This is a genomic window from Mycobacterium sp. AT1 (assembly GCF_002043095.1).
Taxonomy (GTDB): domain Bacteria; phylum Actinomycetota; class Actinomycetes; order Mycobacteriales; family Mycobacteriaceae; genus Mycobacterium.
This window is the reverse complement of record NZ_MVOC01000057.1, coordinates 69,912-83,186: the sequence shown is the minus strand read 5'-3', so window position 1 is coordinate 83,186 and position 13,275 is coordinate 69,912. Positions and strand designations below refer to the sequence as shown.

General features: G+C 69.5%; 13 protein-coding genes. 7 read left to right on the top strand and 6 right to left on the bottom strand.

Features of this window, described 5'->3' with window-relative positions; genetic code table 11:
* The first annotated feature begins 70 nt into the window (after positions 1-70).
* Genes B1790_RS25165 through B1790_RS25155 form a run of 3 tightly spaced genes read left to right on the top strand, consistent with a single transcriptional unit; the run spans position 71 to position 2,137 of the window.
* Entirely contained in the window at positions 71-523 is a 453-nt protein-coding gene (locus B1790_RS25165) for a MarR family winged helix-turn-helix transcriptional regulator (protein ID WP_079926006.1), read from the top strand.
* A complete protein-coding gene (locus tag B1790_RS25160) occupies positions 520-1,344 on the top strand; it encodes an ATP-binding cassette domain-containing protein (RefSeq protein ID WP_079926005.1) in 825 nt (274 codons plus the stop codon). The genes B1790_RS25165 and B1790_RS25160 overlap by 4 nt, the downstream gene beginning before the upstream one ends.
* A 52-nt stretch (positions 1,345-1,396) precedes the next feature.
* Positions 1,397-2,137 (top strand): ABC transporter permease, encoded by a 741-nt coding sequence (locus B1790_RS25155; RefSeq protein ID WP_079926126.1) that lies wholly within the window; start codon positions 1,397-1,399, stop codon positions 2,135-2,137.
* Here the strand turns inward: B1790_RS25155 and B1790_RS25150 are convergent.
* A complete protein-coding gene (locus B1790_RS25150) occupies positions 2,111-4,045 on the bottom strand; it encodes a glycosyltransferase family 39 protein (RefSeq protein ID WP_233165309.1) in 1,935 nt (644 codons plus the stop codon). The genes B1790_RS25155 and B1790_RS25150 overlap by 27 nt on opposite strands.
* Before the next feature lie 165 nt (positions 4,046-4,210).
* On the opposite strand from B1790_RS25150, the gene B1790_RS25145 reads away from it, so the two are divergent.
* Positions 4,211-5,287, top strand: coding sequence for a cellulase family glycosylhydrolase (locus B1790_RS25145; protein ID WP_158083878.1), 1,077 nt, complete (start codon positions 4,211-4,213; stop codon positions 5,285-5,287).
* Here the strand turns inward: B1790_RS25145 and B1790_RS25140 are convergent.
* Positions 5,284-6,561 (bottom strand): phosphotransferase, encoded by a 1,278-nt coding sequence (locus B1790_RS25140; protein WP_079926002.1) that lies wholly within the window; start codon positions 6,559-6,561, stop codon positions 5,284-5,286. The two genes, B1790_RS25145 and B1790_RS25140, sit on opposite strands and share 4 nt — an antisense overlap.
* A gap of 72 nt (positions 6,562-6,633) precedes the next feature.
* A complete protein-coding gene (locus B1790_RS25135; protein WP_142271495.1) occupies positions 6,634-7,788 on the bottom strand; it encodes a hypothetical protein in 1,155 nt (384 codons plus the stop codon).
* A gap of 170 nt (positions 7,789-7,958) precedes the next feature.
* On the opposite strand from B1790_RS25135, the gene B1790_RS25130 reads away from it, so the two are divergent.
* From B1790_RS25130 to B1790_RS25120, 3 genes are all read left to right on the top strand, one after another.
* Complete coding sequence (locus B1790_RS25130) at positions 7,959-8,771, top strand: HugZ family protein (protein WP_079926000.1); 813 nt, start codon at positions 7,959-7,961, stop codon at positions 8,769-8,771.
* Positions 8,772-8,817: 46 nt separating this feature from the next.
* The gene (gene pyrE, locus B1790_RS25125; RefSeq protein WP_079925999.1) at positions 8,818-9,387 is read left to right on the top strand and encodes an orotate phosphoribosyltransferase; all 570 of its coding nucleotides are present in this window, start codon (positions 8,818-8,820) and stop codon (positions 9,385-9,387) included.
* Between the two features lie 83 nt (positions 9,388-9,470).
* Positions 9,471-10,649, top strand: a complete 1,179-nt coding sequence (locus B1790_RS25120) for a hypothetical protein (RefSeq protein WP_079925998.1) — start codon at positions 9,471-9,473, stop codon at positions 10,647-10,649.
* Here the strand turns inward: B1790_RS25120 and B1790_RS25115 are convergent.
* Genes B1790_RS25115 through B1790_RS25105 form a run of 3 tightly spaced genes read right to left on the bottom strand, consistent with a single transcriptional unit; the run spans position 10,607 to position 13,265 of the window.
* Positions 10,607-11,665: an ABC transporter ATP-binding protein gene (locus B1790_RS25115; protein ID WP_079925997.1), complete on the bottom strand. Its 1,059-nt coding sequence runs from the start codon at positions 11,663-11,665 to the stop codon at positions 10,607-10,609. The genes B1790_RS25120 and B1790_RS25115 overlap by 43 nt on opposite strands.
* On the bottom strand, positions 11,662-12,423 hold the full coding sequence (locus tag B1790_RS25110; protein WP_079925995.1) for an ABC transporter permease: 762 nt from the start codon (positions 12,421-12,423) through the stop codon (positions 11,662-11,664). Before B1790_RS25110 ends, B1790_RS25115 begins: the two co-directional genes overlap by 4 nt.
* Entirely contained in the window at positions 12,420-13,265 is an 846-nt protein-coding gene (locus B1790_RS25105) for an ABC transporter permease subunit (protein ID WP_079925994.1), read from the bottom strand. The genes B1790_RS25110 and B1790_RS25105 overlap by 4 nt, the downstream gene beginning before the upstream one ends.
* Positions 13,266-13,275 lie beyond the last annotated feature (10 nt).

The window sequence follows — 13,275 nt, the reverse complement described above, 5'->3', positions numbered from 1 at the left end:
GTGCCCGAGGTGAGCCCCGGGTAAACCCCGACCCCAATCGTTACCTCTGCGACAGAGGTAACGTGGCGGGATGCACACCAGCACCGACCTCGCGGCCGAACTGCTCGCGACCGCGGGGCGCTTCCGTCGGCAGGTTCGCCGATCCGGCGGAGGCCCCCGGATCGGCTCCGGACTTCCCGAATCGCAGGCCGAACTTCTGCGGTTGGTCGGTCGCCAACCCGACATCGCGGTGCGCCACGCCGCCGCCGACCTTGGCCTGGCCCCCAACACCGCGTCCACCCTGGTGTCGCGGCTCTGCGCCGACGGGTTGTTGGTGCGCACCGTCGACCCCGACGACCGGCGCGTCGGCCGGCTCCGGCTGACCGAGTCGGCCCAGCGGGTCGCCGACGAATCCCGGGCCGTCCGCAGAGCCGCGCTCGGCGCCGTGCTGTCCCGCTTGGAGCCCGGTCAACGCGAGCGCCTGCACGACGGCCTGACGGTGCTGGCCGAGGTCACCCGCCTGTTGCACGAGGAGGAGGCATGACCCCCACACCGGCGATCGAGTGCCGCAACCTGACTCACCGCTACGGCGACTTCACCGCAGTCGACGACGTCACCCTCGAGGTCCAGGCGGGCGAGACGCTCGGCCTGCTCGGCCCCAACGGCGCAGGCAAGACCTCGGTGGTCCGGGTGCTCACCACGCTCACGCCCGTCCAGCACGGCGAGGTGCGCATCTTCGGCCTCGACGCCCGGCGCGACACCATGGACATCCGCCACAACCTCGGCTATGTGCCACAACAACTCTCGATTGAGTCCGCCCTGACGGGCAGGCAGAACGTCGACCTGTTCGCCCGGCTCTACGACGTCCCTCGCAAGCAGCGCAGGGCGCGGGTCGACGAGGCACTGTCGGCCATGCAACTCCTCGACGTGGCGGAGAATCTCGCAGGCACCTACTCCGGCGGCATGGTGCGCCGACTGGAACTCGCCCAGGCTCTGGTGAACCGGCCGTCGCTGCTGATCCTCGACGAGCCGACGGTTGGACTGGATCCCATTGCCCGCGACGGGGTTTGGTCACAGGTGGCCGACATGCAGGCCGAGTACGGCATGACCGTCCTGCTGACCACCCACTACATGGAGGAGGCCGACGCGCTGTGCGACCGCGTCGCGCTCATGCACCACGGCGTGCTGCAGGCCGTCGGCTCACCGCACGACCTGAAGTCCGCGCTGAGCTCCGACGCCTCCCCCGACCCGACGCTCGAAGACGTGTTCCGCCACTACGCCGGGTCCGATCTGACCGAGGACGCCGCCAAACGCGGCCTCAACGAAATCCGTTCCAGCAGAAGGGCGGCACGTCGTGCCAGTTGACCTGATCCGGGCGCCGCGCGGCATCCGGCGCACGGGCGGCCTGTTGCGCCGGATGGGCGCGTTCGCGCTCGTCGAATTGCAGAAGCTCAGCCACGACCGCAGCGAACTCGTGACTCGCATGGTGCAGCCCGCGCTGTGGCTGCTGATCTTCGGGCAGACGTTCTCCCGGCTGCACGTCATCGACACCGGGAACGTGCCGTACCTGGCCTTCCTCGCCCCAGGAATCATCGCGCAGTCGGCCCTGTTCATCTCGATCTTCTACGGCATCCAGATCGTCTGGGACCGCGACGCAGGAATCCTCGCCAAGCTGATGGTCACCCCGGCGCCGGCGTCGGCCCTCATCACGGGCAAGGCGTTCGCGGCCGGCGTGCGGTCGGTCGCGCAGGTCGTCGGTGTCATGGTGATCGCCTACCTGATGGGAATCCACCTGACCGCCAACCCCATTCGCATCCTCGGGGCGATGGTGGTGGTGGTGCTCGGGTCGGCGTTCTTCGCGTGTCTGTCGATGACGCTGGCGGGTCTCGTGCGCAACAGGGACCGGCTGATGGGCATCGGACAGGCCATCACGATGCCGCTGTTCTTCGCGTCGAACGCTCTCTACCCCGTGGAGGTGATGCCGCAGTGGTTGCGCTGGCTCTCCGCGGTGAATCCGCTGAGCTACGAGGTCAACGCGCTACGGGCGCTGCTGCTCGGCACGCCGGGCAACACCCTGCTCGACGTCGGAGTCCTGCTGATCGCCGCCGCGCTCGGAGTCTTCACCGCGTCATCACTGTTGCGGCGCCTCGTCAGATAGTCCCGCCCGCTCCGGCGCGAGCAGGTCGTAGGCCGTGACACCTCCGACCGTCACGGCCGGAAACTGGCTGCGGACCCAGCGCTGGATGTCGGAATGGGTACCCGAGCGGAACTCGCCATTCTTGTCGCCGCGGACGGCGGCGGTGGTGCGCGCCGGACTTCCCGTCGCCAGGTAGTACGCCACCCGATGCTTGGCAACGTCGTCTTGAAACTGCTGCAGCGTCGGAGTGGGGTCGGTGCCGGAGAACCCGCCGATCGCCATTACCGCGGTGCCGGTGGCCAATTCGAGGCCGGCCGCTGCCGTCGACCGGTCGACGGCCGCCGACCACGGCGTGTCGGTCGCCTCGAGAAGCGCGTCGAGGCGCGGGTTGCTCAGCGTGCGGCCGCCAAGGTATCCCCTGCCGGGCGGGCCGACCGACGGCCCGATGCCCTGATGCGGTGTGGCGACGGTCGCCACCGCGTACGCGGCCGGCCCGCCAAGGGCTCCGACCAACGCCGCGGTCAGAAGGGTAGGGGCGACGAACCGTCGCCCGGCCCGACCACCCGGGGGCCACGACCACAGCAACGCAGTCGACGCGAGCGTCGTCACGCCGAAGACGCCCCACCGCAGCACCGGTGACGACATCGCACTGCCGCCAAGCAACCACCACCCCCACAGTCCGGCCGCCAGCAGGGTGACAGCGAGAGCGGTTCTGCTCCAAAGCCTTTCGCGACGAGTCCAAGCCTGGGACACCCCGATGGCGAAGATCGCCGCGACAGGTGGCGCGATCGACAAGCTGTAGTACGCGTGGATGGTGCCGTGCATGAAGCTCAGCACCACACCGTCGACCAGGAACCACCCACCGAACAGCACCGCACCGGCGCGCACCGGATCGGTCCTCGGCGCCCTGCCCCGCAGCGCGACGGTCAACACCGTTGCCAGCAGCGCAGCCGGTACCAACCACCCGATCTCGAAGCCGAACTCGCCAGACACCAGGCGTCTCAACCCCTGCGGGTGACCGGCGAAGCCGCCGATGGTCGCCGTCCCGATCTCCCGACCGGCGGTCACGGGCCCGACCGAGTGACCATGCCCCAAAACCCTTGCCACCCCGTTGTATCCGAGCACCAGATTCATGAAGTCGTTGTCCGTCGACCCGGCGATGTACGGCCGCGCGCTCGCGGGCCACACCATCGTCAACACCACGAACCAGCCGGCCGACACCACGAACGCCACGGCCGCACCCAGCAGGTGTAACAGCCTGGCGCGCAACCGGATCGGTGCGGCCATCAGATAGGCGGCAGCCAGCGCCGGCATCACCAGGGCACCCTCCAGCATCTTGGCGAGGAACGCGAATCCCAGTGCCACCCCGGCGCCCGCCAACCACCTGCCCGACCCGTGCTCCAGCGACCGCACGGTGCAGTAGGCCGCCGCCGTCATGAGAAGGACCATCGCGGCGTCGGGATCGTTGAATCGGAACATGAGCACTGCGACCGGCGTCACCGCCAACGTCCCGCCGGCGAGCAGGCCGGCACCCGGTCCGCTGATCCGCCGGACGGCGCCGTACAGCAGGGCGACGGCGCCGACCGCCATCAGCGCCTCCGGGACGAGCATGCTGGCGCTGGAGAAACCGAACAGCTGCCCCGAAAGCCCCATCGCCCACTGCGACAGCGGCGGCTTGTCGACGGTGATGAAGTTGTTGGCGTCGAGCGAGCCGAACAGCAACGCCTCCCAGTCACGCGAACCCGCCTGGGCGGCCGCCGCATAGTACTGGTTGGCCATGCCGTTGATCGTGACGTTCCACAGGTACAGGACGGCGGTGCCGACCAGGAGGAGCCCGAGGCGGACCCGGTCCCCGGTCACGGCCCGCGCCCGTCGCGGCACGCGCTCGGCGGCGAGGACCGGAACCGGGGTCCCCAGCGTGTACGTCACACCTGACAGTGAGGCATCCCGACATTCGGTCAACCTGTGAAGGAGCGGTGAGACCGCTGCGGAACCTCGTCGGGTAACGCTCCACCGGGCCGACGACGAAACCCCTAGTACAGAGCTCTTTGTTAGGTTCGTGGTGCCGAGGCTCGGCCCAAGATGGGGGATAGCGTGCGCAACATCTTCAAGACGATCGCCGCGGTGGCGACCGTCACTGCCGTGTCGGCGACCGCCGCACTCGGGTGGCAACCCACGTCACGCACCATTCCGTTCGTCGAGACGGCGTCGATCAACACCTCGGCCAGCACCGTCGGCATCTCCGACTCCGACATCTACGGCATGTCACCCGACGACGTGAACCGCACCTTCGACCTGATGACTGCCACCGGCATCCGCAACGTCCGCGTGATGATGCCGTGGGCCGGCATGGAGCCCAACCCCGGTCAGTTCGACTTCGGCCAGACCGACCTGATCGTCAACGCCGCCAACGCCCGCGGCATGTCGGTGCTCGGCACGCTGGTGTCGTCGCCCGGGTGGGCCGTCGCACCGGGGCTGCCCGCCATCTCCAGCCCCCCGGCCTCGGCTGGCGCATACGGCGACTTCGCCGCGGCGACGGCCAGCCACTTCCGCGGCCGGGTCGCGGCCTACGAGATCTGGAACGAGCCAAACGCCGTGACGTCGTGGACGTCCGGCCCGCAGGGACCCGAGCCAGCCGTGTACGCCGGACTCCTCAAGGCGGCCTACCCCAAGATCAAGGGCGCCGACCCGTCGGCGCTCGTCGTCGGTGGCGTCGTCGGCGCCGTGGTCGCGTTCTTCGCGCTGACGATGGACCCCGTGACGTTCGTCGAGCAGATGTACGCCGCAGGAGCGAGGGGCTCCTTCGACGCGCTGTCCTACCACCCGTACCAGTACACGACGATGTTCTCCGCCGGTGGCAACCTGCCCAACTCCCCGCTCCTGCAGCTGGGGGCGATCCACGACCGCATGGCGGCCAACGGCGACGGCGGCAAGAAGATCTGGGCCACCGAGTACGGCGAGCCGACCTCGAGCGTCGACGAGGCCACCCAGGCCGCGTACCTGACGGACTTCCTCACCAAGTGGCGCACGCTCCCGTACGCCGGACCGGCCTACGTCTACACCACCCGTGACCGCAACACCGGCAGCGGCAACCCCGACGACACGTTCGGGCTGTACCGCTCGGATTGGACGCCGAAGCCCGCGCAGGCGGCCGTCGCGGCGCTCGCCTAGCCGCCCACCAGCCGGGCGATCGACGCCATCGGGATGGGCAACCAGGTCGGGCGGTACCTGGCTTCGTAACCGGCCTCGTAGACCGCCTTGTCGAGTTCGTAGGCGGCAAGCGTCCCGCCAGAGTCCCTCGGGTCGTGACCGGCCGCCGCGGCGTACCCGTCGCAGAAGGACGCGCAGTTGCGGTCGGCCCACGCACTGGCCAGCGCGGCCAACTCGTCGTCGCGCTCGGAGCCGTCGACCAACCGTTGGTAGGCCGCGTACTCGTAGGACCGCAGCACGCCCGCGACGTCTCTCAGCGCCGAGTCCGGCCTGCGGCGTTCCTCGAGCGGTTGCCCCGGCTCGCCTTCGAAGTCGATGACCAACCACCGCTGCGGCGTACGCAGAACCTGGCCAAGGTGCAGGTCGCCGTGCACGCGCTGCACGGTCTGCGACTCGCCAGCCAGCTTCCGATAGCGTTCCTCGATCGCCTCCCGGTACTGCTCGACGGCGGGCACCATCGAGGCCACAGCGTTCAAGCGCTCGAGAAGCGCCTCGACCGGAAACGGCTGCTGCTCGGTCCCCAGCGCCGCGGCCAACGTCTGGTGCACGGAGGCGACGGCCTCACCAAGGCGGTAGGACTCCCCGGCGAAGTCCGCACCGGTGCCAGCCAGGTCTCGCGTGCTCGCGGTGGCCATGTCCCAGCCCTCGGAGGAGTTGGCGGCGAACTCGGTCACCATGCCAAGCGAGTACGACTCCCCGCCGAAGGTCGTCTCGAACGAGCCGAGCAGCCGGGCAACGTGCGGATTGCCCGCGCGGGCCAGCTCGCGGTTCAGCTCGATGTCGGGGTTGACGCCGGGGGTGACCCGGCGGAACACCTTGAACATGGCGGCGTCGCCGAACACCACGCTGGTGTTGCTTTGCTCGGCGCCGATGACCCGACCGTCGAGGTGCAACGGAAGCTCCGCGCCCGGTTCCTTGACGAAGCGAAGCGGACCCACGCTGGCGGACTCGTCGATCAGCGACAGCAGAAACTTGGCCGCGGCCGGGTCGTAGAGGGCGTCGTAGCCGGTGTGCACGCCCGACGAGCCGATCGTCGCGGTGCCCGGTTCACCGTCCCAGCGGACCAGCTGCTGGTAACGGTGCGACGTGCCGTCGGTGAACTCGACGTCGAGCAGCACCAAGTCGAGATCGCCCCGCAGCGGGACCACCTCACCCGCCCGCACCGTGGAGAGTTCGCGGCCCCGACCCGCGTACCACCGCTGCGTCGGGAGCCATTGGTCGAACGGAAGGTTCATCGCCTCAGTCATCAGTCTTCAAAGCTACCCACGGCCAGCCACTTTGAACCAGCGGACGGGACCTTGTCGAGCTCACTGCAGGAATCGCGCAGCGTCGGTCCGGAGGTAGCGCCCCGAGTTGGCCTGCCGGTATCCGATGACGCCGCCGCCGAACGTGACGGCGATCAGTGCGGCCAGCCCCGGCACCGCGACCATTGCCAGCTCGTTCGCGCGCGCCGTACGCAGGTAACGGGGGTATCCCTGCCGCGGGGCCGGGGCCCCCATGCCGGACGCGGAGGCCGACGCCGATCCGGCCGGCGGCAGCTGCTCCGTCGGCATCGAACCGGTCTGGGCCACCGATCCCTTGAGCTCGGGGGCCCGGACGCCCGCCGAACCCGCCGCGAGGACCTTCACCCCCGCGGGCGCCGAACCGGTGATGGGACGCGGCGGCGGCGCGATGCGGATCGGCGGGACCACCACTGGCGCCTGCAGCACGGGGAGACCCGAGGAGCCGTTCGACATCGGGACGATGCCACCGGTGCCCTCGGCCTCGACGACGGAGGGCTCCTCCTGCATGGTCCGGAACGTCGGCTGCGGTTTGGGCGCAGGCGGCCGGAACGGGTCGTACGGCGCGTAGGCGTCCATCAGCAGCGAGTTCACAGTGCTCAAGGTCTCCCCGACCGACGTGTAGGCCGCATAGGGATCGGTCAGGTTGAGCGACCATCGCATGTTCTCGTAACCGGGCACGGGGACCGAGGGAACCGGAACGGTGATCTTCGGAGTGAAGGGCAGCGCGACCTCGAAGGTGCTGACGCCGCGGCGGGTCGGCGCGGGCGCGACGCCCGGGGGTGGGGCGAGGTCCGGCTTCGGCTCGATCTTCCCGGTGATGGGCCGGTCGCGCTTGCGGCCGGTCGACGAACCGTCGGACTGGACGTCGGGTGTGGTCGGAGTGCCAGGGACGCGCCCGTTTCCGAAGATGCTGAGGGGTTTGCCGAACATGTCGCGCAGCTGGGTGGCGATCGTCTGCGGGATGTCGAAGATGCTGGGCTGCGGGACGGTCGGCGGCAGCCCCGTCGTCGGCTCGGGTTCGCTGGAGGTAGGCGGGTCACCACCACCGGTGCCAGGATCCGTCGGGTTGGTCGGATCCTCTGGATCGGCTGCCGCCACACCCGTCCCGAAGCCGCTCATCAGCAACGCTGCTATCAGCGCAGCGCCGGCGAGCAACACACGGAGCACAGCGTTCGGCACAACCCTCTCGTTTCAGCTACATCCATTGTCTGAGCTGGTGAAACACAGTTGGTCGATTCTCTCACATCACCCGGCCGCGACATCGACCTTTGGGTGGCTGGCGACCCCCAGCGAACCGGCCCCAGCGCCAGCGAGGCAAACCCGCCACCGGGCGGCGGTAGGGTGCGGACGTGGCATCCGGTGAGACATTGCGCGACCATGGCGACCCCGGCGACGCGCCGTCGATTCCGCCCCCGCTGACCGCGGCCGTCAACACGACGCGACCGTCGGCTGCCGAGGAGGCCCGCACCATCGCGGCGTCGACCAACACCGGCACGCTGGCCTCGCTGACGGCCACCGGCGATCCGTGGGCGTCGTTCGTCACCTACGGACTGCTGGGCGGCGCGCCGGTGCTGTGCGTCTCCAACCTCGCCGAGCACGGCCGCAACCTGTCCGGCGACCCTCGGGCGAGCATCGCGATCGTCGCCGCGGCCACCGACACCGATCCGCTCGCCAACTCCCGCATCACCCTGGCCGGTGTGGTCGAACGCCCGGCCGGCGACGAGCTGGCAGCGGCCCGTCAAGCCCACCTCGACGCCGTTCCGGCAGCGAAGTACTACGTCGACTACAGCGACTTCACCCTGTGGGTGCTGCGGGTCGACCGGGTCCGCTGGGTGGGCGGCTACGGGCGGATGGACTCCGCTGCCGGGCCCGACTACGCGACGGCGCAACCCGACCCGGTTCAGCCGATCGCCGCGGGAGCCATCGAGCACCTCAACGCCGACCACGCCGACGCCCTGGCCGCGATGGCCAGGACGCTCGGGGGCTACCCGGACACCACGGCGGCCACCTGCACTGGCGTGGACCGGTACGGCCTCGACCTCAAGGTGGTCACCGACCGGGGCGTGGCCTACCCGCGCGTCGGCTTCGCCGAACGCCTCGACTCGCCCGACCAATTGCGGGCCGCCACGGTGGAACTGACGCGGCGGGCGCGCGAAGGCTGATCGTCACGCGAGCCGGGCCATCCGAGCCGTGCCATACGATCTATGCGTGTCCGAGCGCCCCGAGACCTGGCAAGCCGCCTTCGACCTGATTCGCACCCGTGGCTACGAACGCCGCGAGGAGCCGTTCAAGCTGGCCAGTGGCCAGCTGAGCCACGACTACATCGACGGCAAGAACGCGATCAACACCGGGGAGCGACTCACCACCGTCAGCCGCGCGGTCGCCGACCTCGCCGTCCAGACCGGCATCGAGTTCGACGCCGTCGGCGGACTCACCATGGGCGCCGACCCTCTGTCGCACGGCATCGCCATGGTGACCGGCAAGGCCTGGTTCTCGGTCCGCAAGGAGCAGAAGCAGCGCGGTCGCGAACAGTGGATCGAGGGCACCCGTATCGAGCCAGGCATGCGCGTCCTGCTGGTCGACGACGTCATCAGCACCGGCGGCTCCACCGAGATCGCCCTCGAACGCGTCGTCGCGGCGGGCGCCGTCGTGACCGGTGTCATCCCGATGGTCGACCGTGGCGACGTGGCCGCCGGCCGATTCGCCCGTCGCAACGTGCCGTTCGCGGCGCTGGTCACCTACCGCGATTTGGGCATCGAGCCGGTCAAGGACGTCTAGCCCCCGCAAAGATGCGTGCAGTCGGCGTCGAGAAGCCGTAAAGATCCTCGCCGAGGCCAGGTCGGCACGCGCATCGTGAAACGGTGACCCTGCTCGATCATCTGCCCTCGCTGCGCCGCGCCGCCGCCCAGCGCATCTCCGCCGACCTTTGGCCGCACAGCACCATCGTCGACGAGCTCGGCAGGCTGCGCCTCGGCGGCGTGCCGATCACCGACGTGGCAGCCGAATTCGGCACTCCGACATACCTTCTCGACGAAGTCGAGGTGCGGGAGAGACTACACTCTCAGCACGCGACCGGCGACCTGGTGCCCGTCCTGGCCGCCAAGACGTTGCCGACCACCGTCATGCGCTGGGTCGACGACGAGGGCATTGGCCTGGCCATCCGGTCCGGCACCGACCTCGCCGCGGCGCGCGCTGCCGGCGTCGACCCAGCCCGGATGGTCGTCCACGCCCGCGGCCTGTCCCACGACGACCTCGTGCTCGCTGCGTCCGTCGCACCGGGGCGCCTCGTCGTCGAGTCGACCATGGACGTCGCCTACCTCTGCGGCAGGACGTCCGGCCGGCAGCGCATCCTGGTGGGCGCACCCGACGGCGCACCGGATCCGGCCGTCGTCGACCGGGTGGTCCGCGAGCCCGGTCTGGAGCTCGTGGGGTTCCACTGCCGGCCCGACGACGACGTCGAACGGTCGGTCCGGCGGCTGTTCTCGGCGATGCGGGCGACGCGGCGCGACCACGGGAAGTTCCTCACCGAGGTGCATCTGACGTTCGACTCCGATCCCGTCACCGCGTTCGTCGACGACGCCCTTGACGCGGCGTGCGCGGCCACCCGACTGGCGCGGCCACGGGTCGTTCTCGAAACCGGTTGCTCGGCAGTGACGTTCGCCGGCGTCACGGCGTGCCGGGTCGCGTCGGTGATCTCGCCGGCCGGCTCACCTCGGATCGTCGTCGTCGACGCAGGGGTCTCCCACCCGGCCGACGGTGCCGTGGCGCTGGCGAATCGGCATCCACTGTCCACCGCGGAGCGAGTCACCGTGACCGCGGGCGAGACGGAGATCGCGCGAGACGTCCTGCTGCCCTCCGACATTCACCCCGGCGACGTGCTCGCCGTCGCGCGCTCGTGCGCCCCCGACGGATCGCCGGTCGTGGCCGTACGCGGGGGCACTCCCACCGCCCTGACCCGTCGGGTGCTGGTCGAGGAGATGCTCGCGCGCGACCTCGGCTACTCAGCGCGAACGGGTACGACCAGCACGTCGGTGGGCTGAACCCCCACCGCGACACGTTGCCCAGTGCTGAACTCCCTGGCCTGTGAGCTGCTCAGCTGCGCATGCACGACGGCGCCGTCGGACAGTTCGACGTATACCCGCGAGATCGGTCCTAGGAAGGCCACCGACCGGACCGTCGCCGCACCCGACTCGTCGGCGGTGACGGTGACGGACTCAGGTCGCACCATCGCGGTACCGGAACCCGAGGTGATCGACCCGGCCAGCGTCGGCAACTCGGAGCCGAACACCGAGGCTCGCCCGCCCGAAACCGTGGCAGGCACTTGGTTGTTCAGGCCGACGAACTCCGCGACGAAGGGGGTGGCGGGGTTGGCGTACACCTCGGCAGGCGGGGCGAGCTGCTCGAGGCGGCCCTTGCTCATCACGCCGACCCGGTCGGCGACGGCAAGCGCTTCCTCCTGGTCGTGGGTGACGAACAGCGTCGTCGTCCCGACCTCGAGCTGCACTCGACGGATCTCGTCGCGGAGCTGGGTGCGCACCTTCGCGTCGAGTGCCGACAGCGGCTCGTCGAGCAGCAGAACCCGCGGGCGGATCGCCAGCGCGCGCGCCAACGCGACGCGCTGCTGCTGACCGCCCGACATCTCCGATGCGTACTTGTGTGCGTGCTCCGACAACCCAACCAGGTCGAGCATCTCGGCTGCGCGCGTTGCCCTTTCGCCCTTCGCGCTGCCCCGCATCTTGAGCCCGAACTGGACGTTCTCCGACGCGGTGAGATGCGGGAACAGGCTGTAGGCCTGGAACACCATTCCCATGTCACGCTTGCTGGCCTGCACCGAGGTCAGGTCCCGGCCGTCGACGGTCACCGTGCCGGAGGTGGCCTTGTCGAGGCCGGCGAGGATGCGCAGCGCGGTGGTCTTGCCGCACCCGGACGGACCGAGCAGCGCGATGAACTCGCCGGGCTCCATCTTCAGGTTCAGCCCGTCGAGCGCCTTCACGCTGCCGTAGGTTCGGGTGAGGTCGGTCAGCTCGACCGCCACCCCGCCGCCAGTGGTGCTCATGCGTGACGCCTCCGTCGGGTGACCAGTGAAAGTGCAAGAAGCAGAACGAAACCGAACAGCAACGTGGCCAACGACGCCGCCACCGAGGTGGGGCCGTCGGTCTTGCCTAGCGCGACGATCTGGATGGGCAGGGTCTGATAGCCGGACAGCGACGCGATGGTGTACTCGCCGAGGACGACCGCCACCGAGATGAACGCCGCCGACAGCACACCCGACCAGATGTTGGGGACGACGACGCGAGCGATGGTCGTCGTCCACCCCGCCCCGAGTGACCGCGCGGCCTCCGACAGCGTGCCGAGGTCGATCGCCGACAGCGCCGCGTCGATCGACCGGTAGGAGAACGGCAGCACGACGACGACGTAGACGAAGGTCAGGGTCAGCGCGGACTCTCCGAAGAAATACGTCACCCACAGGTAGACGTTCTTCAATCCGACGACGACCACCAGCGCGGGAATGGTCAGCGGCAGCAGACACAGGAATTCGACGATGCCCTTGGCCCACGGTGTCCGCAGCCGCACCCAGATCATGGTGGGCACCAACAGAATCAGCATCACCACCACGGTCAGCACCGCGAGCAACAGCGACGTGACGATCGACTGGTAGAGCGCGTCGTCGGTGACGAGGTTGGCCCAGGCCGTCATCGTGCGCCCGCCCTGGAGCAGGTTGCGCGTGGAGAAGTCAGCCATCGCGTACAGCGGGAACAGGAAGAACAACCCGAACGCCACCCACAGCGCGCCCTTGACCACCCGGGTGCTCATCGCAGCCACCGGGACGTACGACGCACCAGCAGGCTGTAGGCGCCCATCACCAGGGCCACCACGACGATCATCTCCAGCGCCAGGGCGTACGCGAAGCCCGACTGACCGAGTACCACCTCGCTGGTGAGCGCGGCGCGGATCAGCAGCGGCACGATCGGGCTGCCCTGGCTGACCAGGGCGGCCGCGGTCGCGTAGGCGGCAAAGGCGTTGGCGAACAACAGAAGCACCGCGCCGAGGAACGCCGGCGTCAGCAGTGGAACGGCGACCTCGCGCCAGTACTGCCACGTCGACGCGCCAAGGCTTACCGCGGCTTCCCGCCACTGCTCGCGCAGGCCCTCCAGCGCGGGCAGGAACACGATGACCATCAGCGGGATCTGGAAGTACGTGTACACCAGCACCAGCCCCGGCAGCCCGTACAGCCAGCCCGAGCCGGCGAGGTTCCAGCCGAGGTGCTCCTGAACCCACAGCGTGAGAACGCCGTTCAGCCCGATCGTGGCAAGGAACGCGAACGCCAGTGCCACACCGCCGAATTGAGCCAGCACGCTGCACAGCGAGATGACGCCGCGGCGGATCATCGACGAGGCGGGCCGCGACACGATCAGCCACGCCAGCAGCGCACCGAACACCGCCCCGAGCAATGCGGTACTGCCGGAGAGGAACACGCTCCTGCCCAGCGCGGTCAGGGCCGTCTCGGAGAACAACGCGCTCAACCGAGCGAGCGAGAACCGGCCGTCCTCGATCACCGCGCTCGTGATGACGGTGACGGTTGGCACGATGAGGAAGATCCCCACCACCGCGAAGAACGGCAGCAGTGGCAGGGAGTCGACGAGGCGACTTCGCATCTTGGCCAGG